Origin of the sequence: Natronomonas pharaonis DSM 2160, assembly GCF_000026045.1 — an archaeon.
Taxonomy (GTDB): Archaea; Halobacteriota; Halobacteria; order Halobacteriales; family Haloarculaceae; genus Natronomonas; species Natronomonas pharaonis.
In genome coordinates, this window is sequence record NC_007426.1 from 2,357,244 (window position 1) to 2,383,109 (window position 25,866).

The 25,866-nt window shown below is 62.8% G+C and carries 35 protein-coding genes, 1 tRNA gene and 1 pseudogene; 31 read left to right on the forward strand and 6 right to left on the reverse strand.

Annotation, left to right across the window (positions count from 1 at the left end):
* The first annotated feature begins 48 nt into the window (after positions 1–48).
* The 3 genes from carA (at position 49) to NP_RS11910 (ending at position 3,568) form a co-directional block, all read left to right on the forward strand.
* Entirely contained in the window at positions 49–1,107 is a 1,059-nt protein-coding gene (gene carA / locus NP_RS11900; protein ID WP_011324118.1) for a glutamine-hydrolyzing carbamoyl-phosphate synthase small subunit, read from the forward strand.
* Positions 1,108–1,304: 197 nt separating this feature from the next.
* The gene (locus tag NP_RS11905) at positions 1,305–2,846 is read left to right on the forward strand and encodes a sensory rhodopsin II transducer (RefSeq protein ID WP_232503974.1); all 1,542 of its coding nucleotides are present in this window, start codon (positions 1,305–1,307) and stop codon (positions 2,844–2,846) included.
* Positions 2,847–2,848: 2 nt separating this feature from the next.
* On the forward strand, positions 2,849–3,568 hold the full coding sequence (locus tag NP_RS11910) for a bacteriorhodopsin (protein WP_011324120.1): 720 nt from the start codon (positions 2,849–2,851) through the stop codon (positions 3,566–3,568).
* Between the two features lie 549 nt (positions 3,569–4,117).
* Here the strand turns inward: NP_RS11910 and hmgB are convergent.
* Positions 4,118–5,455 carry a hydroxymethylglutaryl-CoA synthase gene (hmgB, locus tag NP_RS11915; RefSeq protein WP_011324121.1) on the reverse strand — a complete coding sequence of 446 codons (1,338 nt, stop codon included), beginning with the start codon at positions 5,453–5,455 and terminating at the stop codon, positions 4,118–4,120.
* Between the two features lie 105 nt (positions 5,456–5,560).
* Between hmgB and NP_RS11920 the strand changes: the two genes are divergently transcribed.
* Positions 5,561–5,851, forward strand: a complete 291-nt coding sequence (locus NP_RS11920) for a hypothetical protein (protein ID WP_049939716.1) — start codon at positions 5,561–5,563, stop codon at positions 5,849–5,851.
* The gene (locus NP_RS11925) at positions 5,852–6,361 is read left to right on the forward strand and encodes a DUF3368 domain-containing protein (protein ID WP_011324123.1); all 510 of its coding nucleotides are present in this window, start codon (positions 5,852–5,854) and stop codon (positions 6,359–6,361) included.
* A 31-nt stretch (positions 6,362–6,392) separates the two neighbouring features.
* Here NP_RS11925 and NP_RS11930 read toward each other — a convergent pair whose 3' ends face one another.
* From NP_RS11930 to NP_RS11945, 4 genes are read right to left on the reverse strand one after another with little or no spacing between them, the layout of a single operon-like run.
* Positions 6,393–8,126, reverse strand: coding sequence for a hypothetical protein (locus tag NP_RS11930; RefSeq protein WP_011324124.1), 1,734 nt, complete (start codon positions 8,124–8,126; stop codon positions 6,393–6,395).
* Positions 8,127–8,163: 37 nt separating this feature from the next.
* The gene (locus NP_RS11935) at positions 8,164–8,745 is read right to left on the reverse strand and encodes a DUF2150 family protein (RefSeq protein ID WP_011324125.1); all 582 of its coding nucleotides are present in this window, start codon (positions 8,743–8,745) and stop codon (positions 8,164–8,166) included.
* A 59-nt stretch (positions 8,746–8,804) separates the two neighbouring features.
* A complete protein-coding gene (locus tag NP_RS11940) occupies positions 8,805–10,388 on the reverse strand; it encodes a type IV pilin N-terminal domain-containing protein (protein ID WP_011324126.1) in 1,584 nt (527 codons plus the stop codon).
* Between the two features lie 45 nt (positions 10,389–10,433).
* A complete protein-coding gene (locus NP_RS11945; RefSeq protein ID WP_011324127.1) occupies positions 10,434–10,742 on the reverse strand; it encodes an MTH1187 family thiamine-binding protein in 309 nt (102 codons plus the stop codon).
* A 207-nt stretch (positions 10,743–10,949) separates the two neighbouring features.
* On the opposite strand from NP_RS11945, the gene NP_RS11950 reads away from it, so the two are divergent.
* The gene (locus tag NP_RS11950) at positions 10,950–11,408 is read left to right on the forward strand and encodes a hypothetical protein (protein WP_011324128.1); all 459 of its coding nucleotides are present in this window, start codon (positions 10,950–10,952) and stop codon (positions 11,406–11,408) included.
* A 39-nt stretch (positions 11,409–11,447) separates the two neighbouring features.
* Here NP_RS11950 and NP_RS11955 read toward each other — a convergent pair.
* Positions 11,448–11,518: transfer RNA gene (locus NP_RS11955), tRNA-Gly, on the reverse strand.
* Positions 11,519–11,720: 202 nt separating this feature from the next.
* Between NP_RS11955 and NP_RS11960 the strand changes: the two genes are divergently transcribed.
* From NP_RS11960 to secY, 25 genes and pseudogenes are all read left to right on the forward strand, one after another.
* Complete coding sequence (locus tag NP_RS11960; RefSeq protein WP_011324129.1) at positions 11,721–12,557, forward strand: putative RNA uridine N3 methyltransferase; 837 nt, start codon at positions 11,721–11,723, stop codon at positions 12,555–12,557.
* 5 nt (positions 12,558–12,562) lie between these two features.
* Positions 12,563–13,573 carry a 50S ribosomal protein L3 gene (locus tag NP_RS11965; protein ID WP_011324130.1) on the forward strand — a complete coding sequence of 337 codons (1,011 nt, stop codon included), beginning with the start codon at positions 12,563–12,565 and terminating at the stop codon, positions 13,571–13,573.
* Positions 13,574–13,576: 3 nt separating this feature from the next.
* Positions 13,577–14,323: a 50S ribosomal protein L4 gene (rpl4p, locus tag NP_RS11970; RefSeq protein WP_011324131.1), complete on the forward strand. Its 747-nt coding sequence runs from the start codon at positions 13,577–13,579 to the stop codon at positions 14,321–14,323.
* On the forward strand, positions 14,320–14,568 hold the full coding sequence (locus tag NP_RS11975; RefSeq protein ID WP_011324132.1) for a 50S ribosomal protein L23: 249 nt from the start codon (positions 14,320–14,322) through the stop codon (positions 14,566–14,568). Before rpl4p ends, NP_RS11975 begins: the two co-directional genes overlap by 4 nt.
* Positions 14,569–14,570: 2 nt before the next feature.
* The gene (locus tag NP_RS11980; RefSeq protein WP_011324133.1) at positions 14,571–15,302 is read left to right on the forward strand and encodes a 50S ribosomal protein L2; all 732 of its coding nucleotides are present in this window, start codon (positions 14,571–14,573) and stop codon (positions 15,300–15,302) included.
* The gene (locus tag NP_RS11985; RefSeq protein WP_011324134.1) at positions 15,299–15,721 is read left to right on the forward strand and encodes a 30S ribosomal protein S19; all 423 of its coding nucleotides are present in this window, start codon (positions 15,299–15,301) and stop codon (positions 15,719–15,721) included. The genes NP_RS11980 and NP_RS11985 overlap by 4 nt, the downstream gene beginning before the upstream one ends.
* Before the next feature lie 2 nt (positions 15,722–15,723).
* Positions 15,724–16,188, forward strand: a complete 465-nt coding sequence (locus tag NP_RS11990) for a 50S ribosomal protein L22 (RefSeq protein ID WP_011324135.1) — start codon at positions 15,724–15,726, stop codon at positions 16,186–16,188.
* Entirely contained in the window at positions 16,188–17,105 is a 918-nt protein-coding gene (locus NP_RS11995) for a 30S ribosomal protein S3 (protein WP_011324136.1), read from the forward strand. Before NP_RS11990 ends, NP_RS11995 begins: the two co-directional genes overlap by 1 nt.
* Position 17,106: 1 nt before the next feature.
* On the forward strand, positions 17,107–17,316 hold the full coding sequence (gene rpmC, locus NP_RS12000; RefSeq protein ID WP_011324137.1) for a 50S ribosomal protein L29: 210 nt from the start codon (positions 17,107–17,109) through the stop codon (positions 17,314–17,316).
* Complete coding sequence (locus NP_RS12005) at positions 17,313–17,609, forward strand: ribonuclease P protein component 1 (RefSeq protein WP_011324138.1); 297 nt, start codon at positions 17,313–17,315, stop codon at positions 17,607–17,609. Before rpmC ends, NP_RS12005 begins: the two co-directional genes overlap by 4 nt.
* Positions 17,600–17,932 (forward strand): annotated as a pseudogene (locus NP_RS12010) (30S ribosomal protein S17); the annotation flags it as partial. The gene NP_RS12005 and the pseudogene NP_RS12010, both read left to right, overlap by 10 nt.
* 11 nt (positions 17,933–17,943) lie before the next feature.
* Complete coding sequence (locus NP_RS12015; RefSeq protein WP_011324140.1) at positions 17,944–18,342, forward strand: 50S ribosomal protein L14; 399 nt, start codon at positions 17,944–17,946, stop codon at positions 18,340–18,342.
* A gap of 2 nt (positions 18,343–18,344) precedes the next feature.
* On the forward strand, positions 18,345–18,707 hold the full coding sequence (rplX, locus tag NP_RS12020; RefSeq protein WP_011324141.1) for a 50S ribosomal protein L24: 363 nt from the start codon (positions 18,345–18,347) through the stop codon (positions 18,705–18,707).
* Positions 18,704–19,417, forward strand: coding sequence for a 30S ribosomal protein S4e (locus NP_RS12025; protein WP_011324142.1), 714 nt, complete (start codon positions 18,704–18,706; stop codon positions 19,415–19,417). The genes rplX and NP_RS12025 overlap by 4 nt, the downstream gene beginning before the upstream one ends.
* Positions 19,414–19,944, forward strand: a complete 531-nt coding sequence (locus NP_RS12030) for a 50S ribosomal protein L5 (RefSeq protein WP_011324143.1) — start codon at positions 19,414–19,416, stop codon at positions 19,942–19,944. The genes NP_RS12025 and NP_RS12030 overlap by 4 nt, the downstream gene beginning before the upstream one ends.
* Positions 19,941–20,111, forward strand: coding sequence for a 30S ribosomal protein S14 (locus NP_RS12035; RefSeq protein WP_011324144.1), 171 nt, complete (start codon positions 19,941–19,943; stop codon positions 20,109–20,111). Before NP_RS12030 ends, NP_RS12035 begins: the two co-directional genes overlap by 4 nt.
* Positions 20,112–20,113: 2 nt before the next feature.
* Entirely contained in the window at positions 20,114–20,506 is a 393-nt protein-coding gene (locus NP_RS12040; RefSeq protein ID WP_011324145.1) for a 30S ribosomal protein S8, read from the forward strand.
* Between the two features lie 3 nt (positions 20,507–20,509).
* Positions 20,510–21,043 carry a 50S ribosomal protein L6 gene (locus NP_RS12045; protein ID WP_011324146.1) on the forward strand — a complete coding sequence of 178 codons (534 nt, stop codon included), beginning with the start codon at positions 20,510–20,512 and terminating at the stop codon, positions 21,041–21,043.
* A complete protein-coding gene (locus NP_RS12050) occupies positions 21,043–21,765 on the forward strand; it encodes a 50S ribosomal protein L32e (protein WP_011324147.1) in 723 nt (240 codons plus the stop codon). Before NP_RS12045 ends, NP_RS12050 begins: the two co-directional genes overlap by 1 nt.
* 1 nt (position 21,766) lies before the next feature.
* Positions 21,767–22,216, forward strand: coding sequence for a 50S ribosomal protein L19e (locus NP_RS12055; RefSeq protein ID WP_011324148.1), 450 nt, complete (start codon positions 21,767–21,769; stop codon positions 22,214–22,216).
* On the forward strand, positions 22,216–22,770 hold the full coding sequence (locus NP_RS12060; protein ID WP_011324149.1) for a 50S ribosomal protein L18: 555 nt from the start codon (positions 22,216–22,218) through the stop codon (positions 22,768–22,770). Before NP_RS12055 ends, NP_RS12060 begins: the two co-directional genes overlap by 1 nt.
* Positions 22,767–23,402, forward strand: a complete 636-nt coding sequence (locus tag NP_RS12065) for a 30S ribosomal protein S5 (RefSeq protein ID WP_011324150.1) — start codon at positions 22,767–22,769, stop codon at positions 23,400–23,402. Before NP_RS12060 ends, NP_RS12065 begins: the two co-directional genes overlap by 4 nt.
* Positions 23,399–23,863, forward strand: coding sequence for a 50S ribosomal protein L30 (locus NP_RS12070; protein WP_011324151.1), 465 nt, complete (start codon positions 23,399–23,401; stop codon positions 23,861–23,863). The genes NP_RS12065 and NP_RS12070 overlap by 4 nt, the downstream gene beginning before the upstream one ends.
* Positions 23,860–24,354 (forward strand): uL15m family ribosomal protein, encoded by a 495-nt coding sequence (locus NP_RS12075; RefSeq protein WP_049939723.1) that lies wholly within the window; start codon positions 23,860–23,862, stop codon positions 24,352–24,354. The genes NP_RS12070 and NP_RS12075 overlap by 4 nt, the downstream gene beginning before the upstream one ends.
* Positions 24,355–25,830: a preprotein translocase subunit SecY gene (gene secY, locus NP_RS12080; RefSeq protein ID WP_011324153.1), complete on the forward strand. Its 1,476-nt coding sequence runs from the start codon at positions 24,355–24,357 to the stop codon at positions 25,828–25,830.
* Positions 25,831–25,866 lie beyond the last annotated feature (36 nt).

Consider the following 25,866-nt stretch of genomic DNA (forward strand, 5'->3'; position numbering starts at 1 on the left):
GGCTTCGAACACAAGCGTTAATGCGGGGTATAGCATACGCATCTCGTAATGACGGACGCCTACGTGGCACTGGAAGACGGGCGTGTCGTGGAGGCACGCGCCCGTGCTCCCGGCCGCACGCGCGGTGAACTGGTTTTCACGACCGCCTACACCGGCTACGAGGAATCGCTCACGGATCCGAGCTACGAGGAGCAGATTCTGACCTTCTCGTACCCGCTCATCGGCAACTACGGGGTTCGAGAGGAACGGTTCGAGTCCGACCGCGTCCACCCCCGTGGCGTCGTCGCCCGCGAGCTAACCGAGGATGTCGCCGAGTGGCTCGAAGACGAAGGCGTGCCGGCCGTCGACGCCCTCGACACGCGCGACCTCGTCACCGGCATCCGAGAGCAGGGAGCGATGAAATGCGGCATCGCTGCCGGCCCGGACGCGACCCCCGAAGACGCGGAGGCCGAACTGGCTGAGTGCAAGGGGATGAGCGAGCATACGGACATCGGCGGTCAGGTGTCCGTCGACGAACAGCTTACGTTCAACGCCGACGGTGACGGGCCGACTGTCGCGCTCGTCGACTGCGGGGCGAAAGGCTCCATCATCGACTCGCTCGTCGACCGCGGTGCTACTGTCGAGATGCTACCCTACGACGCGACGGCCGATGATGTCAAGGCTGTCGACCCCGACGTGCTGTTCATCTCCAACGGCCCGGGCGACCCCAAGAACTTCGAGGCAGCGGCCGACCTCGTCGACGAATACGCCGGTAACCTGCCGCTTGCAGGCATCTGTCTCGGCCAGCAGGTCATCGCTAACGCCCTCGGCGGCGAAACCGAGAAGATGGAGTTCGGCCACCGCGGCGTCAACCAGCCGGTCATGGACCTCCGGACCGAAAAAGTCGTCATGACGACCCAAAACCACGGCTACACCGTCTCCGAGCCGGGCGAGCTTGATGTCACGCAGGTCAACGTCAACGACGAGACGCCCGAGGGTCTCGAAAGCGACGAACTCGACATCATCACCCGCCAGTACCACCCCGAAGCCAACCCCGGTCCCCACGACACCCTCGGGTTCTTCGACGACGTTCTCGGAATGGTCGAGGAGCCGGCGGCAACCCAGTAGCGCCACGGGACGTCTGTTTGGCATCATTTAACAAGAAAAAGAGCTTATTAGCGCTTTCTATCTATAGATTACGGTCGTTTCGCTCCGGCGATTCGGTTTCGGGTTTTTATGTGCAGTCGCGTCAATAACGTGCTATGTCGCTGAACGTATCACGGCTCCTTCTCCCCGGCCGTGTCCGGCACAGTTATACGGGGAAAATGGGTGCCACCTTCGCCTTTGTCGGCGCGTTAACGGTGCTCTTCGGAGCCATCGCATACGGTGAGGTAACCGCCGCCGCCGCGACCGGCGATGCCGCAGCCGTACAGGAGGCGGCAGTATCGGCCATTCTCGGGCTCATCATCCTGCTCGGGATCAACCTCGGGCTCGTTGCTGCCACGCTGGGCGGTGACACCGCCGCCTCGCTTTCAACGCTGGCCGCGAAGGCCTCGCGGATGGGCGACGGCGACCTCGATGTCGAGCTTGAGACCCGTCGCGAGGACGAAATCGGCGACCTCTATGCGGCCTTCGACGAGATGCGCCAGTCGGTGCGGACATCGCTGGAGGACGCCAAGAACGCTCGCGAGGACGCAGAGCAGGCACAAAAGCGGGCAGAGGAGATCAACACGGAACTACAGGCCGAAGCCGAGCGCTTCGGCGAGGTGATGGACCGCTGTGCCGACGGCGACTTTACCCAGCGGCTCGACGCCGAAACGGACAACGAAGCAATGCAGTCCATCGAGGGGTCATTTAACGAGATGATGGACGGCATCGAGGCGCTTGTCGGGCGCATCGAGCGCTTCGCCGACGCAGTCTCCGAAGACGCAGAAGCCGTCCGTGCGAACGCCGAATCGGTCATGGAGGCCAGCGAGGACGTAAACCGCGCCGTCCAGAACATCTCCGATGCGGCCGGCGACCAGACCGAAACCGTCCAGCAGATCGCACTGGAGATGGACGATGTCTCGGCGACAACCGAAGAGGTCGCCGCCAGTGCCGACGACATCGCCAAGACGGCTCGGCAGGCCGCCGAAACGGGCGAAGCCGGGCGGGAGACCGCCGAGACGGCCATCACCGAGATGAACGAGGTCGAGTCGAGGACCGAACAGGCAGTCGCGTCAATGGAAGAGCTCAACGAAGACGTCCGCGAGATCGGCGAGGTCTCCGAGATGATTGCGGATATCGCCGAGCAGACGAACATCCTCGCGCTGAACGCCTCTATCGAGGCAGCACGGGCGGACGGCAACAGCGAGGGCTTCGCGGTCGTCGCCGACGAGGTCAAGGCGCTCGCCGAGGAGACGAAGGCAGCGACCGAGGAAATCGACGACCTCATCGGGACCGTCCAAGACAGAACACAGACGACGGTCGACGACATCCGCGAGACAAGCGACCAAGTTTCGGAGGGCGTCGAGACGGTCGAAGATACCGTCGACGCTCTCGAACGTATTGTCGACAGCGTCGAGCGGACCAACGACGGGATTCAAGAGATCAACCAGTCGACAGACGCACAGGCTGACGCCGCACAGAAGGCAACAACGATGGTCGAAGATATGGCTGCGACATCCGAACAGACTGCAAGCGACGCCGAGACGGCCGCAGAAACGACGGAGACACAGGCCGAGTCTGTCAAAGAGGTCTTCGACCTCATCGATGGCCTCTCCGAGCAGGCCGACACGCTCAGCGAGACGCTCCGTCGGACTGACACCGAAGAGGCGTCAGCAGCCGACCTCGATGACCAGCCGACGCTCGCGGCGGGGGATGATTAACGATGGTGGGACTTACGACCCTCTTTTGGCTCGGCGCAATCGGCATGCTCGTCGGCACGCTCGCGTTCGCGTGGGCCGGCCGTGACGCCGGAAGCGGCGAGCGACGGTACTACGTGACACTTGTCGGCATCAGTGGTATCGCAGCAGTCGCCTACGCCGTTATGGCGCTGGGTGTCGGCTGGGTTCCCGTGGCCGAACGGACTGTTTTCGTCCCCCGGTACATCGACTGGATTCTCACAACCCCGCTCATCGTCTACTTCCTCGGGCTGCTTGCGGGGCTTGATAGTCGGGAGTTCGGCATCGTCATCACGCTCAACACCGTGGTCATGCTCGCCGGCTTCGCCGGGGCGATGGTGCCCGGTATCGAGCGCTACGCGCTGTTCGGCATGGGGGCGGTCGCATTCATCGGACTGGTCTACTACCTCGTCGGGCCGATGACCGAAAGCGCCAGCCAGCGGTCCTCCGGAATCAAGTCGCTGTACGTCCGCCTCCGAAACCTGACGGTCGTCCTCTGGGCGATTTATCCGTTCATCTGGCTGCTTGGACCGCCGGGCGTGGCGCTGCTGACACCGACTGTCGACGTGGCGCTTATCGTCTACCTTGACCTCGTCACGAAGGTCGGGTTCGGCTTCATCGCACTCGATGCTGCGGCGACACTTCGGGCCGAACACGGCGAATCGCTCGCTGGCGTCGATACTGACACGCCTGCGGTCGCCGACTAAAAAGCGCCTGTTTTTCCGCGAACGTCCCGTCGTTATAGGCTGAGCAGGCGCAATACCACGTCGTTCACGGCGTGGATACGCGCCGTCGCTCTGGGAATCATCTCCATTCAAACACTTGCTCTGAGTTTCCCACAGTAACGTTTTATTGACAGGCCGCCTTACCAAACAGTAGGAATCGGTCGGAACGGAGCGGATTCCGTCCCGTCCTACAGAGGCGGCCTGTCCGCCCACATCAATGAGACAATATCTGGAACGTGGTCACGAACATCGGATGCTCGAAACGTCCGATCCATGGTGACTGCGGTTGCAGAATTTCCGCTACCGTGAATTCCGGTGACGCCTGCTGGCGTCCCCACGGCAAAAACAACGTTGGGACGCCAAATATGACTGAGGATACACGTAACGGCGGCTTGGCACTGCCCGCAGTCCAGCCCGCTTCAGATCGTGAGCATCCCGCCGGATTCGTACCGGGATGATGCTCGGTTGGACTGCAAACCTGAAACTCCCAACTGCGGTCGGGATTCCTCCGCCTTCACGCGGAGGAGGATGTCAATCTACGTAGCGGTACTGCCGTTCGCCCATTCGCCCCCAGCCGTCGAAGACGAACTCCGAGTCAGGGGCCGTGAACTCCTCGACGGCCGTCTCCTCGTCGTAGTTGTGGGCGTCGTGGACGTCCTCGTACTCCTCGAAATCGAGGTCGTAGCGGGAGTCGAGCTGCTCGTCGATGTTCAGCGCATCGAGCTCAGCCTCCCAGCCGTCCTGTATCGTCTCGACGTGAATCTCCGCCTGCGCGCCGGAGCCGTAGGAGCCGACGAGTAGCTGGTCGCCGACGGCGTCCTCGCCGGCCTCGGCAAGGGCCTTCAGTCCCGACACACGGGCGACGTGGACGGAGCCGGTGTACCAGTTGCCGACCTGCCGGGAAATCGAAAGGGTCGGGTTGATAGTCCGGTCGTACCACTCCTGATACCGGTCGGTTTCCTTGAGCGCGTCGGTGTACTCCGACAGCGCCTCGCGGTATTGTTCCTCGTCGTCGAAGCCCTCCGGCCGCGGCTGGCGACCGATGTCGTCAGCGAGTGCGTCTTCGATGTCCGTGTCGCGGATGATGTGCCGGTAGGCGAGCACTGCCGCCTTCCGGACCATCCCGGGGAACGGCGTGTGGAACGGCCCGAGTCGGAAGTCGTCGGGGTGGATGTCGCCGCCGACGCGCTGGTAATCAATCATCGCCTCGCGCATCCGGGCGAGATAGACGTTCACCGAGCGCTTGCCGTCAACGCTGGGGAACTGCTGTTGTGGCTTGAGGAAGTCAGTCTCGTCGGCCGAGCCGAAGCCCTGTGCCTTCGACAGTTCGACTAAGTCCGGGTCCTCGTCGATGAGCATCGCGACCGCGCCAGCGCCCTGTGTCGACTCGCCGGGGTCGTCACGAGCGTACAGCGCCGTATCAGTCGCGACGACAATCGCCGCCCGTCCGCGGTTGCGGCCCGCGCGAATCCAGTTGTAAGCGTCGTCGATGCTCTGTGTGCCGGCCACGCAGGCGAACTTGCGCTCGCCCTTGTTGGCGTGATGGAAGTCGCCCTCGAAGACCTGTTCGAGACAGCCCGCGATATACGTCGAGACGGGCTTGGAGTGGTCGAAGGCCGACTCAGTGGCGACGTCGATACGGCCGATGTCGTCCGGTTCCAACTCTTTCCGCTCCATCAGCCGATGGGCGGCGTTGGCCCCCATCGTCACGATGTCCTCGTACGTATCGGGGAACGAACTGGCGTGGAGGCCGAGCCCCTTCGTGTACTTTTCCGGCGCGTCGTCCATCGCCGGCGCGAACGTCTCCGCGAGGTCGAGTTTGAGCTTCCCGGTGTGAATCTCGATGGCGTCGATGCCTACGCTCGTCATACCTGCCGTGTCGTACCGGTGGTATAATATTTTGTCGATGGGTACTTCGACGATTGACGAATTAGTGGGCCGAACGTTTGTATGCGAAGAATACAAAGTAAACATATGGGGACGATATCAGCCAGAGTGCCGGACGAGCTAGAATCCGAGCTTGAGGCATACCTCGAATCCGAGACACTCGACCGGAGTACGGCAGTCAGAAAGCTCCTCTCGGAAGGACTCGAGCAGTGGCGACGCGAGCAAGCACTCGAAGCGCTCGAAGCCGGCGAGATGACGGTCAGTGCCGCTGCCGAGCAGGCTGGCCTCTCAGTCTGGGAACTAGCCCGGCTTGCCGAGGAACATGACATCACGTGGGTCGACAGCGACCACCTCGAAGCGGACCTCGAATCGCTGTAGATGTGGGTCTTCGATGCGACGCCGCTCATCTACCTCGCGAAGGCAGAGCAGTTGGAGATGGTAGCGGCGCTCGAAAAACGGTGTGTACTTCCTGGCTCAGTCTATGAGGAAGTCGTCGAGGCTGGAATCGAACAGGGCTACCCCGACGCCTGTCGAGTTGAACACGCCGTCACGGACGGCACACTGGCCGTCGTCGAAGGAGAGGAGACACCGCTTTTGGGCCGCCTCAGGGAAGCAGACGGGCTGACTACAGCCGATGCATCGGTGCTTGCCTGTGCCGCCACCCACGATGGCGTTGCCGTAATGGACGAGTCATATGGTCGGAATATCGCCGCCGCCGAGGGCATCGAGACACGAGGAACGGCGTATCTGGTGCTGTTGGCAGTCAAACGCGGGACCATCGACGCTGAAGCGGGGCGGGAAGCGATTGATTCGATGCTGGACGCCGGGTGGTACTGTTCGCCCGACGTGTATGGGAAGGTGGTGCGGAAGTTGGAGTCGTTCGAGTGAGCTATCGACCGGTTCAAATCGATTGCCAATATCAGCCGTCTACTTGGATAGGGTATGTATCTCTGCTTCCGTCTCCGAAGACCAGCGTTACATCGAAGACGTCTTGGCTTACATCAACCTCCGGGCGGCCAGATCCGTCGCTTTCAAATTCGGCTAACGTCATGTCGGTGGTCCCTTCCGGCAGGTCAGCATACTCGCCATCAGCGCCATCATCTTCGAAGTCAACCGGGTCATCTCCGAGGTTGATGCCTTGTTGACCACCACCAGCGTCAAAACGCCCGTCACTGCCGCTGAATACGACCTCGTCGTTTCCACCGTTATTGACACGGTCTGCATCTCCCTCGCCAGTTTCGTAGTCGATACCGAGCCCAGTCACAACCACGCCATCATCCGGTGTTTCGATTGTGAAATCAACTATCGACCCGGCTTCGTTTGTCGTTTCCGCGTCTATTATATCCGTTCTATCAGCCATTGGGTCGCCGCTTTCGTCGACCTCAACGGTTACGCTGTCGGTGTCTTCACCCCATATCCCGCGGCTGTCCTGACCACGTATTATAAGCGTGTTCTCGCCTTCGTCGAGTAGCGTAGCCGATACTTCGTCGTCTATGACGTCGACTTCAACATCTTCGAGGAATTCACCATCACTAGTTTCCATCGGGTAAGCATTCCCCTCACCGGGGTCGTCACCCTGTAGGTACCATTCAGCGGCTTGAATGGTCGTGCCGCCCCGCTCGTCGCTGATTTGACCGATATTCGAGACGGTCGCTGTAAGTTCGAAATCATCATCCGCGCCCAGCGGCTCATCGCCTTCATCGGGACCGTCCGCATCGAAAACTCTCGGGCCGGGAAGCGGATCGCCTCCATTTCCAACTCCGACTTCGCGTGACAGCTGTATCGGAGTGAGTGTGTCATCCTCAGTGCCCCCATCGAACCCGACCCGTGTCACTCGGAGGTCGTATTCGTTCTCAAGTTCTACCGTTATACTGTCGTCTTCAGCATTGACATTCACACCGGGCGAGCCGGCCAACTCGTCCTCCCATATTTCAGGCTTTCGGGTCGGAAGCTGTATTCGCATTTCATCACCAGCGGGCTCAAGCGGAATCGTACCGGTCGGGCCGTCAAGTGTTTCGGGATCAAGTGTTACTGCTTGCGAACTCGAACGGGAGATATCACCGCTGAATAGAACCAGATTGATCCGATTGGTTTCAGGGCGGATGACGGTCTGTCCACGAACAGTGAGTTCAGCGTTCCGAAATTCATTGTACAGTAGCGAGTGCTCAATAACAGTATCAGGCGGATCCTGGAACTCGTTGTAGTTGGGCCGGTATCGAAGGAACGTTGTATCGAGATCGCGGTCGAGGAGAACCTCAGGTGAGCTTTCGAATTCCCCGCCAGCGACGGCGGCGTCTTCAATACGGACCGGTTCTACAGGGTCGATGGTTTCAATAGTTCCAGCGGGTGAGGGTGGATTCACGGCAACAATCCGAGCTGGGTACTCTGTCCCAAGCTGGACCCTGACGGGTCGGTGCTCAGAGACGGGGCGAAACTCCCCGTTAGTATCTTCAACTGACCGGAGGTCAAGCAACGAGTTCCGCAAATCTTGCATATCGCTTTGCACCTCGCTGTTGTGGTTAAATTCAACCTCGGCGTTCTGGTTCGGGACGACAAACGCCTGATAACTGGAGAAGGCGATAATCAGTATGCCGAACAACAGTATCGTCCCGACGAGGACGGATTGACCGCGCTCGTCGGCCGCAAATGTCATACTCGAACCACGTCGGTCGCAGATAAAAGCGTGTTCCCTATTCCTCTTCGACGAGTTCGGGGTCCGAAAGCGCCCGTCCCAGCGAGTCGAGGCCGTTGACCCAGTCGGCAACGAAGCCGTACTCGATGTCTTCGGCAACGTCGAGACCGATGTCGTCGCCCTCGATGACGAGCGTGCCGGCCTGAACGCAGTGTGCGAGGGCGGTGTCGAGGTCTTCCTCTTCGGCTTCGGCCGCCGCAGCGGCGTCGATGTACTGCTCGATGGTGCCTTCCTCGGCGGGACCGCCGACGATGTACTCCTCGGCGGCATACAGCGCACAGACGAGCGACGTCTGGATGCCGTCGACCAGCGTGAGCTTTTCTTCGTCGTCGATGTCGACCTCTTCGAGGACGATTGCCCGGATGTTGTCGATCTCGGCGGCGGCGGCCTCGGCGTCTTCGAACTCGCCGTCCTCGTAGTCGGTGATGACCTTCGCGATGGCGATAGTCGCATCGTCGAGGAGGTTGAAGAACAGCCGCGCGGAGTCGTCGCTTTCGGGGTCGATTTCCTCCTCGCGAAGTCTGTCTAACCAGTTGTTCCACCGTTCTGCCGTGTAATACTCGCCGGGAGGCGTGCTCATGCCCGAAGGTACGCGGGGCGGGGGATATGCCTTTTCCTTGGCGGTCTGTCCGAAGTCGACTACTCCGGAATCTCAGGGTCGTCACCGTCGGCGGTGTCTTCGATGACGACGCGTTCGGATTCGACTTCGCCCTGCTGGTCGTAAAGGGAGATCGTGATTTCGTAGTCACTACCATAGCTGTACCAGTCACGGTACTCCAGGGAGTCGGTTGGTGCGCCTGAGCTTCGTGACTGAGCGCTGCCTTCCTTTTCGAAGTCAACCTCAACTGACTCGAACTGGTCATCCGGGTCGGCAACCGCGTAGTCGACGGTGTATCCCTCACGAAAGACGATGAGAGCAAAAAACGAATCGTCGGACACCGAGAGGTCGGAAAAGCTCGGCCGCTCGGGTTCCCGAACCTCCGTACTGTCGCTGGCGAGTGCAACATCTCGGTCGTCGGATTCATAGAACGTCGCCGACACGTCGTCACCGGCCGTGAGCCCGCCGACATCGGCAGCAGCAACGGTCACCGTTTCGTCGCTGTCGGCCGCTGTCTCGTACTCGGAGCCGTCGTGGGTGACAACCAACCAGCCGTCAGTACCGGTATCGAGTGCAATATCGAAGCTGTCCATCCCCGCGTGGATATCCGGTTGGACCGTCAGGGCTCCCGCAGCAGAGACTGTGGTCGCATCGGTTGCCAGTTCGGCACCGCCGTCTGCTTCGGAGAGAGTCGCAGTGATTGTTTCATCGGCGATAGGTACGTCGTCGGCGTCGATATTCTCCGTTCCCGAACCGTCCGGGTCATCGACGTTGAGTTCGAACTCGTCGCCGGCTTCGTTTTCGACTCGAAGGAAGGCACTTTCGAGGTGCTCAAACTCGTATGCTACCTCGAATTCGTCTTGGCCGTCGAAGATCGGCGACTCGACGGTGACAGAGCCGGTGGGGTCCGGTGAATCTTCAATCGAAACTGTCTCTGTCGCTGCATCGTCGTCGGTAGCGACAGTCACCTCGGCAGTAGGAACGTAGCCGTCAGTTATCTCGTAGGATTCGATTTCGGTGGTCCCTTCGTCAGCATCGAGCTGGAGGTCGTCCGCAACCACGTCGTCGATGAGAGTGTTGCCGTCTGCATCCTCGATAGTGAGCGTGATGTCTTGGGTATCGGCTTCTATATCGACATTCTGGACCGAATACTCGACAGTGAGGTCCTCACCGACCGCGCCACTATCGAGGTCCAGTATAGCCACCTGAAAACCGCTCGGGAGCTGTAGCGTCTCTTCTGCGACGACAGCGTTGTCGGCCGTATCGATGACGATGACCGTTGTCTCGCCGACGCCGCCGTCGAGGGTGGCGCGCTCGCCCGGGCGGAATTGGCTCTCAAGCGTCTCGACAGTCCGGTCCTCAATGCTTCCGCGCTGTTCGCCGCCGTTCCGCGTGACGATGTCAACCGACGCTGTGTCGAGGGGTTCACCACCGGCGTGGACGAGTACTGCTTCCCCATCGACCGCCTCGATTTCGATGTCAGCCAGCGGACCGTCCGGCTGCTGTTGGTCGAGAACGCTCGGGACGGTGTAGGCACCGACCGCTGTTGCCGAAACCAGAAAGACAGCGACGAGCAGCAGGCTTCCGAGGCTCTCGGACTGTCCCCTGTCGTCGCGTCGCCACATCAACGGTTGTACCTGCGTAACGAGGCAGTATAATCCCTCGGCTGACTACTCGCCTTTCGGCTCCCGTCCGAGCTCCGCTTCGACTGCCTCTACCTTCTCGCGTGCGCGCTGGTCGGTCGTCCGCTTGTCGTCGACTTTCAGGAACGTGCTCACGCGGTCGGCATCGACAGCCTTGTGGGCGGCACCGACCGCCGCCAGTAGCGTGTCGATGTCGTCGGCTTCGATAACGGTGCCCATTGGGTTCGTCTCGTAGGTCACATCGAAGTCATCGAGGGCCGCGACGGCGTCAGCGACATCGCTCGCCATGCTGTCTTCGATGACCGGTGCGACGCTTAGGAGTGCAACGACAGACATACACGGCCGTTCGAGCGGGAACGGCAAATAACCGACTGCCGAGGCCACATGCACGCCCGCAGCGAGGAATCGCGGGGTCCGAAAAGTGACCGCCGCTGATTGATGTACGACGTGTTTGTGCCCATTGTACAGTACAGATGCTACTTCCGCATCGTGAAAGTTGCCCGATTGAAAACTGTGGAGTAGCTACCCGAGTGGTGTCCCTGTATGGACGAAAGACGATGCACGCGACGGCAGGTCGGCGCAGGTGTGATTGGCGGCCTATCGGTGCTCGTCGCTGGCTGTCTCGGAAACGGCGACGGAAACAGCAGTCACGGCGACGGCAGTTACAGCGTCGACATCATCGACAGAGACACCGACAAAGCGGTCGCCGACTACCACGGCCACTGGCACGGCGACCTGCCATCCGTACCGGTCGGAGAACACATCTCTTTGGGTGCTGTCGCCGAAGACGACGAGGGCAACGAAGTCACGCTCGGCGACGACGGGCTTCAGCTCGCTGCTCGGGAAGTCGGCGACGGCGGGATACTCAGCACGGACTCCCACGGCAACCACGTTCACATCAATGGAGACGCAGCCGGAGAGACAGCCGTTGTCGTTGCGTTACACGATGGAGACCACGTCGAGTGGGAATCGTCAGCGCCCATCGACGTCGTCGTCGAGTAAACACGCAGGCGTTGCTCGTCGGGTAGTTCAGTAGAGAAATGCGCTGGCCGAGATTTGAACTCGGGTTGTGACCATGGCAAGGTCACGTGATACCACTACACTACCAGCGCGCCTTCGCATCTCACCGTACCGGCGAGATGAATAAAAGGCTTGCGAAAGCGCCGCCGGCATGCGACACTGGCGTCTGGGAGAGGGACACACGGCTGAAACCCCTGTGAACGCGGTGCACGACCGCCACATACCGCGATACTTTTATGGGTGGATTCGGTAGGACCGGCACAGTCTCGTGAACGGACGAGGAAGCGTTACGGCATGACACGCAGCGTGCTCGTGCCGTCGTCTCTGACCCGGGAAGCCGAGGACAAACGCGAGGCGACTCGCAAACTCGGCTACGTCGCCCGTGCGGCGACGGTCTTCCGGGTCGACCGCCTCGTCGTCTATCCCGACCGGGATGGCGACGACGGCCGGTTCGGCGACGGGTTCGTCAGCACCGTGCTGGAATATGCCGCCACGCCCGCATACCTCCGAAAAGAGGTTTGGGACAGGCGGGGCGAACTGGAGTACGCTGGCATCCTGCCACCGCTCCGCGTGCGTTCACAGACCGGCTCCGGATCGGACGGTTCGGGGTCGTTAAGACAGGGAATCGTGACCGAGGTCGGACCTGACGGGCGCGTCCGGGTCAATTGCGGAATGCAACACCCGATCTCTCTCCCCGTCCCTCCCTCGATGGAGGTCGGGAAGGGAGAGCGCGTCACCATCAGGGTCTCTTCGCGAGAGCCGGTTCGCGCAAAGCTCGTCGACGAATCCCCACCGGGATTCGCCGTCGACTGTGCGACCATCGAAGCCAGTCTCGCCCGCCCGGACGCCGGCGTCCGTATCGCCGCGTCCCGGCATGGGGAGACGCTTTCGGTCGACCGTCTCGACGGTATCGTCGGTCGGACGACCGCCAACGGATTCACGGTCGCCTTCGGCGCCCCCGAACGGGGGCTGCCGGAGATACTCGGCTGTGAGCCTCGCGAGGAGGCTATCGGCGATGAGCCCGAAGCGCGGTTCGACCTTTGGCTCAATACGGTTCCGAACCAGGGTAGTGAGGTTGTGCGAACGGAAGAAGCGTTGTTCGCCACCCTCGCGCCCCTCACACTGGAGTGAGATAAATGCCACAACCAAGCAGACCACGAAAAGGCTCGATGGGCTTCAGCCCCCGTAGCCGTGCGGCCAGTGAGGTACCGCGCTTTAACTCCTGGCCGGACGACGAAGGACAGCCCGGTCTTCAGGGCTTCGCCGGCTACAAGGCCGGCATGAGTCACGTCGTTGCGATCAACGACGAGCCCAACTCCCCCCGAGAGGGACAGGAGGAGACCGTCCCGGTGACCGTCGTCGAGACGCCACCGATGCGGGCTGTCGCCGTTAGAGCCTACGAAGACACACCGTACGGAAAGCGACCACTGACCGAGGTTTGGACCGACGAGGTCCACGAGGACCTCGAGCGGTCCCTTTCCGTCCCAGAGGAACAGTCCGGAGACATCGAAGGCGACATCCGAACGGCACTCGACGAGGGTGCCCTCGCGGACGTGCGGGTCATCACCCACACCGTCCCCGGTGCGCTTTCGAGCGTCCCGAAAAAGGAACCCGACGTGATGGAGACACGCGTCGGCGGCGGCTCGCTGTCCGACCGCGTCGACTTCGCGCTCGATCTGGTCGACGACGGCGGCGAACACACCGTCACCGACGTCTTCCGCGCCGGCGAGTACACCGACGTCGCTGGCATCACGAAGGGCAAGGGGACCCAAGGTCCCGTCAAGCGCTGGGGCGTCCAGAAGCGAAAGGGCAAACACGCCCGACAGGGCTGGCGCCGACGCATCGGCAACCTCGGCCCATGGAACCCCTCGCGGGTCCGCTCGACGGTCCCCCAGCAGGGACAGACCGGTTACCACCAGCGCACCGAACTGAACAAGCGGCTTATCGACCTCGGCGACGACGATGTCTCCCCGGATGGCGGCTTCGTCAACTACGGCGAGGTCGACGGCCCCTACGCCCTCGTGAAGGGCTCCGTTCCCGGCCCGGACAAGCGCCTCGTGCGCTTCCGGCCGGCGGTGCGACCCGGCGACCAGCCGCGCCTCGACCCCGAGGTCCGGTATGTCTCCACCGCTTCGAATCAGGGATAATCCATGAAGGCAACAGTACGCGACCTGGACGGCGACGACGCGGGCGAGGTCGAGCTCCCGGCGGTCTTCGAGACCGACTACCGGCCCGACCTCATCAAGCGCGCGGTGCTCGCCGCACAGGCCAACCGAATTCAGGACACAGGTACCGACGAGTACGCGGGCCTTCGGACCCCGGCAGAATCCCCCGGCAGCGGCCGCGGGATGGCGCACGTCCCACGACAGAACGGTCGTGCGCGTGAGGTGCCGCAGGCCGTCTCCGGCCGCCCGGCACACCCGCCGAAGGCCGAGAAGGACCGCGGACTCGACATCAACACGAAAGAGCGCAAGCTCGCAACGCGCAGCGCCATCGCCGCGACGGCTAACGCCGACCGCGTCGAGGAGCGCGGCCACGAGTTCGACGAGGAGACCGACCTCCCGCTCGTCGTGAGCGACGAGTTCGAAGACCTCGTCAAGACGCAGGAGGCCGTCGACGTGCTGGAGGCCCTCGGCGTCTACGACGACATCGAGCGCGCCGAGGACGGCAAGACGGTACGCGCCGGCCGCGGGACGACCCGTGGACGGAAGTACACCGAGCCGAAGTCGGTGCTCGTCGTGACCAGCGACGACCAGTCGCTTGCGGCACGGAACCTCGCTGGCTCCGACGTAGCAACGGCCGACGAGGTCAACGTCGAAGACCTCGCACCCGGCACGCAGGCCGGCCGGCTCACGCTGTGGACCGAAAGCGCCCTTGCGGAGGTGGCCGAGCGATGACGATCAAGCACCCGCTCGTCACCGAGAAGGCGATGAATGACATGGACTTCGAGAACAAGCTGCAGTTCGTCTGCCACCCCGAGGCCACGAAAGGCGACATCGCGGCGGCAGTCGAATCGCAGTTCGACGTCGAAGTCGATTCGATCAACACGCAGGTCCGCATGGACGGCGACAAGAAGGCTATCGTTGAGCTGTCGGCCGACGACGACGCGCAGGAAGTCGCTTCCCGAATCGGGGTGTTCTAAGAATGGGACGCAGAATCCTCGGACAACGACGCGGCCGCGGGACCTCGACGTTCCGCGCCCCGTCGCACCGATACAAGGCAGACCTGTCGCACCGGAACGTCGAAGAGTCCGACCTCGTCACCGGCGAGGTCGTCGACATCGAGCACGACCCGGCGCGGTCGGCACCGCTCGCCGACGTGCAGTTCGACGACGGCGACCGCCGACTCGTCCTCGCACCTGAGGGCGTCACCGTCGGCGACGAGATTCAGATCGGCGTCTCGGCCGAAATCGCCCCCGGCAACACGATGCCGCTGGCGGAGATTCCGGAAGGCGTCCCGGTCTGTAACGTCGAACGGCAGCCCGGCGACGGTGGGAAGTTCGCCCGCGCCTCCGGCGTGAGCGCGACGCTTCTCACCCACGACCGCAACGCAGCGGTCGTCCAGCTGCCGAGCGGCGAGATGCGCCGGCTGTCGCCGGAGTGTCGCGCCACCATCGGCGTCGTTGCCGGCGGCGGACGAACGGAGAAGCCGTTCGTCAAGGCCGGCAACAAGCACCACAAGATGAAATCGCGGGGCGGCAAGTGGCCCCGCGTGCGTGGGGTCGCGATGAACGCCGTCGACCACCCGTTCGGTGGCGGCGGCCGACAGCACCCCGGCAAACCCAAAAGCGTCTCCCGTGACACGCCGCCGGGCCGTAAGGTGGGCGACATCGCCTCCAAGCGGACCGGCCGTGGCGGCAAAGGAGGACAAGAATGAGCTCGGAATACCAGATCGGCCACGAAGGGGAGTTCACCTACCGTGGTCACACGCTCGACGAGCTGCAGGAGATGGAGCTCGACGAGGTCGCGGAACTGCTTCCCGCCCGACAGCGGCGAACCATCAAGCGGGGTCTCTCCGTCGAGCAGGAGAAGCTGCTCGACGAGGCACGCGAGGCCGGCGAAGAAGAGACCGCAAACAACCCGATTCGAACCCACCTGCGGGATATGCCCATCCTGCCAAGGTTCGTCGGGCTGACGTTTGCGGTCTACAACGGCCAGAGCTTCGAACGCGTTGAGGTAGAGCCTGAGATGATCGGCCACTACCTCGGCGAATTCCAGCTCACCCGAACGTCGGTCGAACACGGACAGGCCGGCATCGGTGCGACCCGCTCCTCGAAGTTCGTACCGCTCAAATAACCATGGGAATCAGCTACAGTGTCGACGTCGACCCGGACGAGACGGCAAAAGCGATGCTCCGGGAGCGTCACATGAGTCACAAGCACAGCAAGGAAATCGCCCGGGAAATCAAGGGCAAGACGGCCGGCGAGGCTGTCGACTACCTCGAAGCCGTCATCGACGGCGATCGGTCGGTGCCCTTCAAGTCCCACAACACCGGTGTCGGTCACCGAAACGACATCGAGGGCTGGGACGCCGGACGGTATCCGGAAAAGGCCTCCGAGGCGTTCCTCGACCTGCTGGAGAACGGCATCAACAACGCCGACCATCAGGGCTTCGAGGGCGAGGAGATGGTCATCGAACACGTCGCGGCACACAAGGTCGGCGAATCCCCCGGCCAGAAGCCGCGCGCGTTCGGCCGTGCCTCGCCGTGGAACACCCCGCAGGTCGACGTCGAACTCGTACTCAGAACGGAGGACGACGAATAATGGCAGACGAACACCAGTTCATCCACGACGGGCTTCAGCGAACCCAGATTGACGAGTTCTTCTCCGAAGAGCTCTCCCGTGCCGGCTACGGCGGCATGGAGGTCGCGAAGACGCCGATGGGCACCCAGATCGTACTCAAGGCTGAGAAGCCGGGGATGGTCATCGGCAAGGGCGGAAAGAACATCCGAAAGATCACGACGACGCTCGAAGAGGAGTTCGGCCTCGAAGACCCCCAAGTCGACGTTCAGGAGGTCGACGAGCCGGACCTCAACGCCCAGATCGTCGCCGACCGGCTGGCCAACGCGCTCGAGCGTGGCTGGTACTTCCGGAAGGCCGGTCACACGACCATCGACCGCATCATGGAGTCCGGCGCCCTCGGTGCCGAGATCATCCTGAGCGGAAAGGTCACCGGCGCACGCTCGCGCGTCGAGAAGTTCAACCGCGGCTACATCAAGCACAACGGCGAACCCGCCGAGAGCATCGTCGACAGCGGTGTCGGCACCGCGGTCATGAAGCTCGGCACCATCGGCGTGCAGGTGAAGATCATCCCGCCGGAGGCCGAGCTGCCGGACGACTTCGAGGTCTACGAGGACATCGAGGTCGAGGACTTCGTCGAGGAGCCGGAGGGCGACGTCGAGGAGCTGCTCGAAGCGCCCGAGGACGCCGAGGCCGAATCGGTCGGCGCTGACCCTGAAGAGGTCATCGAAGAAGAAACCGAGGCGGAAGCCGTCGAGGAGGTCGCCGAGGAAGAAATCATCGACGAGGAAGGCGTCGAGGCCGAGACCGGCGACGCGCCGACCTCGCCGCCGGACGCCGCCGAGGAGCCGGACGAAGCGCTCGACGAGGACGTCGAGGCGGAAGCCGAAGAGCTCCTCGACGAGATGGAAGACGAGACGACAGACGAGGAGGAGACATAGTATGGCCATCCTGCACGTCGACGAGATCCGCGACATGACAGCCGCCGAGCGAGAGGTGGAACTCGAACAGCTCGAAACCGAGCTGCTCAACGAAAAGGCCGTACTAGCTGCCGGTGGCGCGCCCGAGAACCCGGGCCGTATCGGCGAGCTGAAGCGAACGATCGCCCGCGTGAAGACGATTCAGCGCGAGGAGGGCGACTTCGACGAATGAACCCCGAGACGCTCGTCCGCCACGAACTCGTCGGCCTCGACGTCGAGGTCACTGACGCGCCCAACCCCGACCTCGTCGGGATAGCCGGGCGTGTCCACGACGAGACGATGCGAACGCTGCTCGTGGCGACGGGCGACGGGGTTAAACAGGTGCCGAAGGCGGAGACGACGTTCCGGTTCGAACTCGACGAGGCGGCTGACAACGGGTCGGTCGCGGTTGTCGTCGAGGGCGAACGGCTCGTCGCACGACCCGCCCTCCGCACCGAAACCAAAGGAGGTTCACTATGGCAATAGGACTCGACGTAACACAGCCTCCGGAACCCGAAAATCCGGAGGAGTACGACTACGAGACATGTCCTTTCTACGGTGAGCTGCCCGTCCGCGGGCAGGTCATCGAGGGGACCGTCGTCTCGACCGACATGGAACGTACCGTCATCGTCGAGCGAGAGTACGACGTGAACGTACCCAAGTATGACCGTCTCATGAAGCGACGGTCCCGCATTCCGGCACACGTGCCGGAGGTACTGGAGCCGCTCTCGGTCGACGACGAAGTAAAGATTGCAGAGACCCGACCGCTCTCGAAGACGAAGAGCCACGTGGTCGTCGAAGTCACGGAGGGTGATGCCTAATGGAGGCACTCAACGCTGACGTGACACAGGGCCTCGAAAAGGGCTCGCTCATCACGTGTGCCGACAACACTGGCGCACGCGAGCTGAAGGTCACCTCGATTTCCGGCTACTCCGGCACCAAGAACCGCCATCCGAAGGCGGGACTCGGTGACAAGATAACCGTCTCGGTCACCAAAGGGACCCCTGAGATGCGACGACAGGTCCTTGAGGCGGTTGTCATCCGCCAGCGCAAGCCCATCCGTCGTCCGGACGGCACGCGCGTGAAGTTCGAGGACAACGCGGCGGTCATCGTCGACGAAAACGAAGACCCCCGCGGGACCGAACTCAAAGGCCCCATCGCTCGTGAAGTCGCAGAGCGGTTCGGGAGCATCGCCTCGACGGCGACTATCATCGTATAGCTATGACACGACAACCACACAAACAGCGCAACCGACAGGAGCGCGCCGCGCTGCACGAAAAGCAAAAGCAGGTTCGCGCGCCGCTGTCGCCGGAGCTCCGCGAGGAGTACGGCCAGCGGAACGTCCGCGTCAACGCGGGCGATACGGTCGAGGTCCAGCGCGGCGACTTTGCCGGCGAGTCCGGCGAAGTCGTCACTGTCGACCTCCGTGCGGCCGAGATTCACGTCGAGGACGTAACACAGGAGACGGCGGACGGCGAGGAAGTGCCGCGTCCGCTGGAAGCCAGCAACGTCCAAGTGACCGAACTCGACCTCGAAGACGAGGTCCGCGAGGCGCGCCTCGAAAGCGAGGAGGATAACGAATGACGAACCATCAGAAACGACTGGCCGTCCCGAAGTCGTGGCCGGTCGAACGGAAAGAAGAGGCCTACACGACGAAGGCCGCAGCAGGTCCGCACGGCGAAGAGGGCGTTCCGCTCCTCATCGTCCTGCGTGACGTGCTCGGCTACGTCGATTCGAAGAAGGAAGCACGCTACGCGCTCGAACAGGACAGCATCCTCATCAACGGGACGGCTGTCTCCGACGAGCGTCGACCGGTCGGGATGTTCGACATTCTGGCCTTCGACGAGCGTGAGGAGTACTACCGCATCTTCCCCGACGAGGGCGGTCGGCTTTCGCTGACGCCCATCGACGAGGACGCGGCGGGCTCGAAGCTCGGCAAAATCGTCGGCAAGACGCAGGTCGCCGGCGGCGACACGCAGCTGTCGCTTCACGACGGCGAGACGCTGCTCGTCGAGGACGCCACCGCCTACGACACCAACGACTCCATCGTCGTCTCCAACGACGGCGAGGAAATCGTCGCGCACTTCACCTACGAGGAGGGTGCGCTGGTGACGGCGGTCAGCGGGGCCCACGCGGGCCGCATCGGCACCATCGACGAGATTCAGGTCACGCCCGGGTCGTCGGCCAACAACGTGCTCATCGACGCCGAAAACGACGACGAGCGCTTCGAGACCGTCGAAGAGTACGTCGTCGTTATCGACGAGAACTTCACTGACGGAGGTGACGACGAATGAGCTCCGAACCAGACGCTGGCGAGTTCCACGAGATGCGTGAGCCGACAGTCGAGAAGGTCGTCGTCCACATGGGCGTCGGCCGCGGCGGTGAGCCGCTGGCGCAAGCCGAGGAAATCCTCGAAGAGATCGTCGAACAGCAGCCGGTCCGGACGACCGCCCAGAAGACGATTCAGGACTTCGAGGTCCGGGAGGGCGACCCCATCGGTACGAAGGCGACCCTCCGCGGTGAGGACGCCGAGGAGTTCCTCGAGACGGCGCTGCCGCTGGCGGACATCGACCGCAAGCAGTTCGATGAGACCGGCAACTTCAGCTTCGGCGTCGAGGAACACACCGAGTTCCCGAGCCAGGAGTACGACCCACAGATAGGCATCTACGGCCTCGACGTGACGGTCAACCTGGTTCGGCCGGGGTACCGAGTGCACAAGCGAGACAAGGTCAGCCGGTCGATTCCGTCGAATCACCGGCTTACCGCCGAGGACGCAGTGACGTTCCTCGAATCCAACTTCGACGTGGAGGTCTCCGAATGAGCGACTCAGAACAAACAGGCGAGCAGGCCGCAAAGCGAACCGGCCAGCTCGAAACGTGTCAGCGCTGCGGGCGCAAGCAAGGTCTCGTCGGTAAATACGATATCTGGCTGTGTCGACAGTGCTTCCGAGAGGTTGCCCGCGGCATGGGCTTCAAAAAGTACAGCTAACAATGGCGGACAACGACCCCCTGGCCAGCGCGCTGTCGGGACTGGACAACGCCGAGAGCGTCGGCCATCTGGAACAGACGATACAGCCCGCCTCGAACGAAATCGGCTCCGTACTCGAGGTCTTCTACGACCGCGGGTACGTCGACGGCTTCCAGTTCGTCGACGACGGCAAGGCCGGACGTTTCGAGGTTGAACTGAAAGGCGCCATCAACGAATGTGGTGCGGTCAAGCCCCGCTACTCGGCGGGTGCAGACGAGTTCGAAAAGTGGGAAAAGCGATTCCTCCCCGCCCGTGACTACGGGACCCTCATCGTCACGACCAGCCACGGCGTCATGAGCCACTACGAGGCCCGCGAACAGGGCATCGGTGGACAGGTAATCGCATACGTCTACTGAACCATGCGCACAGAAATCGAGATTCCGGACGAGGTCACGGCGACGATGGACCACCTCGAGGTGACCGTCGAGGGACCGAACGGAAGCGTCACGCGACGCCTCTGGTATCCCGACATCACGGTCGACGTCGAGGACGGTGCCGTCGTCATCGAGACCGACGACGACAACGCCAAGACCCGCTCTACGGTCGGCACCTTCGAGAGCCATGTCACCAACATGTTCCACGGTGTCACCGAGGGCTGGGAGTACAGTATGGAAGTATTCTATTCACACTTCCCGATGCAGGTCTCCGTCGAAGGTGGAGACATCGTCATCGAGAACTTCCTCGGCGAGAAGGCCCCGCGGAAGACGCCAGTCCGTGGCGACACCAGCGTCGAGGTCGACGGTGAGGAACTCACCGTCAGCGGCCCGAGCATCGAAGACGTCGGCCAGACGGCGGCCGACATCGAACAGCTGACGCGTGTCTCCGACAAGGACACCCGCGTCTTCCAAGACGGCGTCTACATCACGGAGACGCCCGACCGAGGTGATGTCTGATGAGCGATGATGCTGCCGACGAATACGAGGAACTGACCGACATCAGCGGCGTCGGAGAGGCGAAAGCCGAGACGCTCCGGGAGGCCGGCATCGAGACCGTCGATGACCTTCGGGAGAAGAGCCAGGACGAACTGGCCGACATCGACGGCGTCGGTAACGCGCTCGCAGCGCGTATCAAGGCCGACGTCGGCGACCTCGAAGTCGACGCCGAGACCGACACCGAAGTCGAAGACGAGACGCCGGAAGAAGCCGACGACGAAGCGGAAGCCGAAGACGTCGAGACGGAACTCCAGCCGCGCGGGCTGGCCGACAAGACGCCGGAGCTTTCCGACGAAGAGGAGCGACTCCTCACGGAGCGAAAGCGCGTCGGCAAGCCGCAGTTCAACCGGCAAGACTACCACAAGGACAAGCGGACCCCGACCTCGTGGCGTCGCCCCCGTGGCACGCTCTCAAAGCAGCGCCGCGGTATCAAGGGCAAAGGCCCGACGGTCGAGGCCGGCTTCCGGACGCCGAAGGAAGTTCGGGGCAAGCACCCGAGCGGCTTCGAGGAAGTCTACGTCGAAAACGTCGACGACCTCGAAGGCGTCGACGGCGACCGCGAAGCCGCCCGCATCGGCTCGACGGTCGGCGCTCGCAAGCGCGAGCGCATCGAAGAGGTCGCAGAAGAAGAGGGCATTCGCGTGCTCAACCCGACCTACGTCGAAGTGGAGGTCGAAGAATAAGATGACTGACCTGAAAGCACAAAAGCGGCTCGCGGCCGACATCCTCGATGTTGGCGAGAACCGCGTCCGGTTCGACCCGGACGCACAGGCGGAAATCGCCGACGCGATTACCCGAGAGGACATCCGCGAACTCATCGAGGACGGTACCATCGAAGCGAAGACGGCCAAGGGCAACTCCCGTGGCCGTGCCCGGAAGCGACAGCAGAAGCGCGCCTACGGCCACAAGAAGGGACACGGCTCCCGGAAGGGTCGTTCTGGCGGGCGACAAAACGAGAAGGAAGACTGGCAGAGCCGGATTCGCGCCCAGCGGCGCGAGCTGCGCGAGCTGCGCGACGCCGGCGACATCAGTCGCGAGCAGTACCGCGAGCTGTACGACATGGCCAGCGGTGGCGAATTCGACAGCGTCGCGGACCTGAACCGATATATCGACGACAAACACGGTGAACAATAATGGCGACAGGACCACGATACACGGTGCCGATGCGGCGTCGCCGCGAGGCCCGAACGAACTACCATCAGAGGTTGCGCCTGCTGAAATCAGGCAAGCCACGACTGGTCGCTCGCAAGAGCAACAACCAAACCAAGGCGCAGCTGGTCGTTACGGGTCCGCAGGGAGACGAGACCGTCGCGAGTGCCACCTCGGCCGACCTTGAAGCGTTCGGCTGGGAGGCTCCGACGGGGAACCTGCCTGCGGCGTATCTGACCGGCCTGCTGGCCGGCAAGCGAGCCATCGAGGCAGGCCTCGACGAGGCCGTCCTCGACATCGGGCTCAACACGGCGACGCCCGGCAACAAGGTGTTTGCAGTACAGGAAGGTGTAATCGACGCAGGGCTGGAGGTTCCCCACAACGAGGATGTCTTCGCCGACTGGCAGCGGACCCGCGGAGCACACATCGCGGAGTACGCCGAGCAGCTCGAAGACGGCCTCTACAGCGGCGACTTCGACGCGACGGAGCTTCCGGACCACTTTGACGAAGTGCGAGAGCGCGTGGAGGATGAACTATGAGTAACGGATGGGAGCCGCGAACGCGGCTCGGACGGAAAGTAGCGGACGGGGAGATAACCTCGATGCAGGACGCCCTGCAGTCGGGACTCCCGCTGAAGGAACCCGAGCTCGTCGACCAGCTCCTGCCGGGGCTGGAAGACGAGGTACTGGACATCAACATGGTCCAGCGGATGACCGACTCCGGCCGGCGCGTGAAGTTCCGCTGTGTCGTCGTCATCGGCAACCGCGACGGCTACGTCGGCTACGCACAGGGCCGCGACGACCAGGTCGGCGGCGCAATCCAGAAGGCCATCGATGTCGCGAAGCTCAACATCATCGACGTGCCGCTCGGCTCCGGCTCTTGGGAGGACCGCCCCGGCGGTCGTAACTCCCTGATGCGCCGGACGACCGGCAAGGCCGGCTCCGTCGAGGTCGAACTCAAGCCCGCACCGCGCGGGCTCGGCCTGGCGGCCGCGCCGACGGTCCGGCACGTCCTCGAGCTCGCTGGCGTCGAGGACGCCTGGACGAAGTGTCACGGCAACACGCGGACGACGCTGAACCTCGCGAAGGCGACGTACAACGCGCTCCGGAACGCTTCGGAGTCGCGAACGCCCGAACACACGCGACAGGTTCGACAGGAGGCACAAGAATGAAGGCCATCGTCCAAGTTCGCGGTGAGGTAAACCAGGAACAAGGCGTCCGTGACACCCTCGAGATGCTCAATCTCGACCGGGTCAACCACGCGACGCTTGTCCCGGAAACGGACGCCTACGACGGTATGGTCACGAAGGTAAACGACTGGGTCGCCCACGGCGAACCCTCGGCCGATGTCGTCGCGACGCTCATTGAGCGTCGCGCCGAGCCGGCTGCGGGCGAGGGCGACATCGACGACGAGTGGGTCGCCGACAACACCGACTACGACGGCGTCGAAGCACTCGCCGAGGCACTGGTCGATGAGGAGACGACGCTGCAGGAAGCGGGGGTCTCGCCGACGCTTCGGCTCCACCCGCCACGCGGCGGCCACGACGGTATCAAACACCCCACCAAGGAGGGGGGCCAACTCGGCAAGCACACGACCGAGGAGATCGACACGCTCCTGGAGGCGATGCGATAATGTCAAAAAAACGTAGACAGCGCGGGTCCCGCACCCACGGCGGCGGTAGCCACAAGAACCGGCGCGGTGCCGGCCACCGTGGCGGCCGCGGCAACGCGGGCCGCGACAAACACGAGTTCCACAACCACGAACCGCTCGGCAAGTCCGGTTTCAAGCGTCCCCAGAAGACACGGCGGGACGTCGAGACCGTCAACCTCCGTGAGCTCGACGAGGACATCGCTGTGCTCGTCGAGGACGGCATCGCAGAGGAGTCCGACGACGGCTACGTCGTCGACGCCCGCGACGTCGTCGAGGACGGCTACGAGGCCGACGTCGTGAAGGTCCTCGGAGCCGGCACGGTGTACAACGAGCTCGAAATCGTCGCCGATGCGTTCTCCGAAAGCGCCGAGCAGGCGCTTGAAGTCGCTGACGGCGAGGCCGTGCTCTCCGAGCGCGGCGAGGAGCTTGAAGCCGAAAAAGATTCAACCGACGAGGAAGACGAGGAATCGTAAATGAGCTGGAAGGAAGCCGCCGAACCGGTGCTCACACGACTACCCGCAGTCAAGCGGCCGGACCGGCACGTGCCGTTCAAGCGAAAGCTCGGCTGGACAGCGGGTGTGCTCGTGCTGTACTTCTTCCTGACGAACGTCGGGATATACGGCCTCGGGCAAGGCGAGGACATCTTCGGACAGTTCCGGACCATCCTCGCGGGCGAACAGGGTTCACTGCTACAGGTCGGTATCGGTCCCATCGTCACCGCATCCATCGTGCTCCAGTTGCTCGGTGGGGCGAACCTGTTGGGGCTGAACACCGACGAGAACCCCCGTGACCAAGCGCTCTACCAGGGTCTTCAGAAGACGCTCGTCATCGTGATGACGGCGCTGACGGCCTTCCCGATGGTGTTCGCCGGCTTCCTTCAGCCAAGCCAAGCGGTCGCGGATTCGCTCGGCATCTCGACCGGCGCGCTGGGCTGGATCATGTTCCTCCAGATCTTCCTGGGCGGAATGTTGATCCTCTACATGGACGAGGTCATCTCCAAGTGGGGCGTCGGCTCCGGTATTGGCCTGTTCATTATCGCCGGCGTGAGCCAGCGGCTCATCGGTGGCTTCATCGCCTGGAGCGGCCTCGACGCCGGCTACGTGGGCTTTTTCCCACGGTGGTATGGAATCCTGACCGGACAGGTAGAAATGGGGCCAGTACTCACCCAGACAGGGCTGTTTGACCTGTTCCTCGGCCCCGGCGAACTACTGGCGCTGATTACGACGCTGCTCATCTTCGGCATTGTCGTCTACGCCGAGTCGGTTCGCGTCGAGATTCCGCTCTCGCACTCGCGGGTGAAGGGTGCGCGCGGCCGCTTCCCGGTGAAGCTCATCTACGCCAGCGTCCTGCCGATGATTCTCGTCCGGGCGCTGCAGGCCAACATCCAGTTCCTTGGCCGAATCCTCAACAACCAGTGGGCCGGTATGCCCGCAGTCATCGGCGAATACAGCGGCTCGGAGCAAGGCTTTGCCGAGCCGACCGGCGGCCTGTTCTACTATCTGGCCCCCATCTACTCGCCCGAAGACTGGATGTGGTGGCTCGGTGAGACGGCCGCCGCGCCGTGGCAAATCATGCTTCGCGTCGGGGTCGACCTGACGTTCATGATCGTCGGTGGCGGCATCTTCGCCATCTTCTGGGTCGAAACGACCGGGATGGGGCCGCGAGCGACTGCCGAACAGATTCAGCGCTCCGGGATGCAGATTCCGGGCTTCCGACAGAACCCCGGTACGACCGAGAAGGTCCTTGAGCGATACATCCCGCAGGTGACTGTCATCGGCGGCGCGCTCGTCGGATTGCTGGCTGTCATGGCAAACATGCTCGGCACAATCGGACAGGTGACAGGGACCGGACTCCTGCTCACCGTCTCCATTACCTACAAGCTCTACGAGGAAATCGCCGAAGAGCAGCTGATGGAGATGCATCCGATGATGCGCGAGATGTTCGGCTAACACCGAGACGCCAATTTTCCGATAGTAACCGATTTG

What these genes read in the sequence shown, in the direction of transcription:
- NP_RS11945 (WP_011324127.1), bottom strand. Translation starts at nt 10,742, where the DNA reads ATGTCTGTCGTTGCACTCCTAAGCGTCGCACCGGTCATCGAAGACAGC.
- carA (WP_011324118.1), top strand. Translation starts at nt 49, where the DNA reads ATGACGGACGCCTACGTGGCACTGGAAGACGGGCGTGTCGTGGAGGCA.
- NP_RS11925 (WP_011324123.1), top strand. Translation starts at nt 5,852, where the DNA reads ATGTGGGTCTTCGATGCGACGCCGCTCATCTACCTCGCGAAGGCAGAG.
- NP_RS12040 (WP_011324145.1), top strand. Translation starts at nt 20,114, where the DNA reads ATGGCGGACAACGACCCCCTGGCCAGCGCGCTGTCGGGACTGGACAAC.
- NP_RS12030 (WP_011324143.1), top strand. Translation starts at nt 19,414, where the DNA reads ATGAGCTCCGAACCAGACGCTGGCGAGTTCCACGAGATGCGTGAGCCG.
- NP_RS12050 (WP_011324147.1), top strand. Translation starts at nt 21,043, where the DNA reads ATGAGCGATGATGCTGCCGACGAATACGAGGAACTGACCGACATCAGC.
- NP_RS12025 (WP_011324142.1), top strand. Translation starts at nt 18,704, where the DNA reads ATGACGAACCATCAGAAACGACTGGCCGTCCCGAAGTCGTGGCCGGTC.
- NP_RS11940 (WP_011324126.1), bottom strand. Translation starts at nt 10,388, where the DNA reads ATGTGGCGACGCGACGACAGGGGACAGTCCGAGAGCCTCGGAAGCCTG.
- NP_RS11935 (WP_011324125.1), bottom strand. Translation starts at nt 8,745, where the DNA reads ATGAGCACGCCTCCCGGCGAGTATTACACGGCAGAACGGTGGAACAAC.
- NP_RS12015 (WP_011324140.1), top strand. Translation starts at nt 17,944, where the DNA reads ATGGAGGCACTCAACGCTGACGTGACACAGGGCCTCGAAAAGGGCTCG.
- NP_RS11995 (WP_011324136.1), top strand. Translation starts at nt 16,188, where the DNA reads ATGGCAGACGAACACCAGTTCATCCACGACGGGCTTCAGCGAACCCAG.
- NP_RS11990 (WP_011324135.1), top strand. Translation starts at nt 15,724, where the DNA reads ATGGGAATCAGCTACAGTGTCGACGTCGACCCGGACGAGACGGCAAAA.
- NP_RS12065 (WP_011324150.1), top strand. Translation starts at nt 22,767, where the DNA reads ATGAGTAACGGATGGGAGCCGCGAACGCGGCTCGGACGGAAAGTAGCG.
- NP_RS11905 (WP_232503974.1), top strand. Translation starts at nt 1,305, where the DNA reads ATGGGTGCCACCTTCGCCTTTGTCGGCGCGTTAACGGTGCTCTTCGGA.
- rplX (WP_011324141.1), top strand. Translation starts at nt 18,345, where the DNA reads ATGACACGACAACCACACAAACAGCGCAACCGACAGGAGCGCGCCGCG.
- NP_RS11950 (WP_011324128.1), top strand. Translation starts at nt 10,950, where the DNA reads ATGGACGAAAGACGATGCACGCGACGGCAGGTCGGCGCAGGTGTGATT.
- NP_RS12060 (WP_011324149.1), top strand. Translation starts at nt 22,216, where the DNA reads ATGGCGACAGGACCACGATACACGGTGCCGATGCGGCGTCGCCGCGAG.
- hmgB (WP_011324121.1), bottom strand. Translation starts at nt 5,455, where the DNA reads ATGACGAGCGTAGGCATCGACGCCATCGAGATTCACACCGGGAAGCTC.
- NP_RS12045 (WP_011324146.1), top strand. Translation starts at nt 20,510, where the DNA reads ATGCGCACAGAAATCGAGATTCCGGACGAGGTCACGGCGACGATGGAC.
- NP_RS11930 (WP_011324124.1), bottom strand. Translation starts at nt 8,126, where the DNA reads ATGACATTTGCGGCCGACGAGCGCGGTCAATCCGTCCTCGTCGGGACG.
- NP_RS12035 (WP_011324144.1), top strand. Translation starts at nt 19,941, where the DNA reads ATGAGCGACTCAGAACAAACAGGCGAGCAGGCCGCAAAGCGAACCGGC.
- NP_RS12005 (WP_011324138.1), top strand. Translation starts at nt 17,313, where the DNA reads ATGAACCCCGAGACGCTCGTCCGCCACGAACTCGTCGGCCTCGACGTC.
- secY (WP_011324153.1), top strand. Translation starts at nt 24,355, where the DNA reads ATGAGCTGGAAGGAAGCCGCCGAACCGGTGCTCACACGACTACCCGCA.
- NP_RS11975 (WP_011324132.1), top strand. Translation starts at nt 14,320, where the DNA reads ATGACGATCAAGCACCCGCTCGTCACCGAGAAGGCGATGAATGACATG.
- NP_RS12070 (WP_011324151.1), top strand. Translation starts at nt 23,399, where the DNA reads ATGAAGGCCATCGTCCAAGTTCGCGGTGAGGTAAACCAGGAACAAGGC.
- NP_RS11920 (WP_049939716.1), top strand. Translation starts at nt 5,561, where the DNA reads ATGGGGACGATATCAGCCAGAGTGCCGGACGAGCTAGAATCCGAGCTT.
- NP_RS11985 (WP_011324134.1), top strand. Translation starts at nt 15,299, where the DNA reads ATGAGCTCGGAATACCAGATCGGCCACGAAGGGGAGTTCACCTACCGT.
- rpmC (WP_011324137.1), top strand. Translation starts at nt 17,107, where the DNA reads ATGGCCATCCTGCACGTCGACGAGATCCGCGACATGACAGCCGCCGAG.
- NP_RS11910 (WP_011324120.1), top strand. Translation starts at nt 2,849, where the DNA reads ATGGTGGGACTTACGACCCTCTTTTGGCTCGGCGCAATCGGCATGCTC.
- NP_RS11965 (WP_011324130.1), top strand. Translation starts at nt 12,563, where the DNA reads ATGCCACAACCAAGCAGACCACGAAAAGGCTCGATGGGCTTCAGCCCC.
- rpl4p (WP_011324131.1), top strand. Translation starts at nt 13,577, where the DNA reads ATGAAGGCAACAGTACGCGACCTGGACGGCGACGACGCGGGCGAGGTC.
- NP_RS11960 (WP_011324129.1), top strand. Translation starts at nt 11,721, where the DNA reads ATGACACGCAGCGTGCTCGTGCCGTCGTCTCTGACCCGGGAAGCCGAG.
- NP_RS11980 (WP_011324133.1), top strand. Translation starts at nt 14,571, where the DNA reads ATGGGACGCAGAATCCTCGGACAACGACGCGGCCGCGGGACCTCGACG.
- NP_RS12055 (WP_011324148.1), top strand. Translation starts at nt 21,767, where the DNA reads ATGACTGACCTGAAAGCACAAAAGCGGCTCGCGGCCGACATCCTCGAT.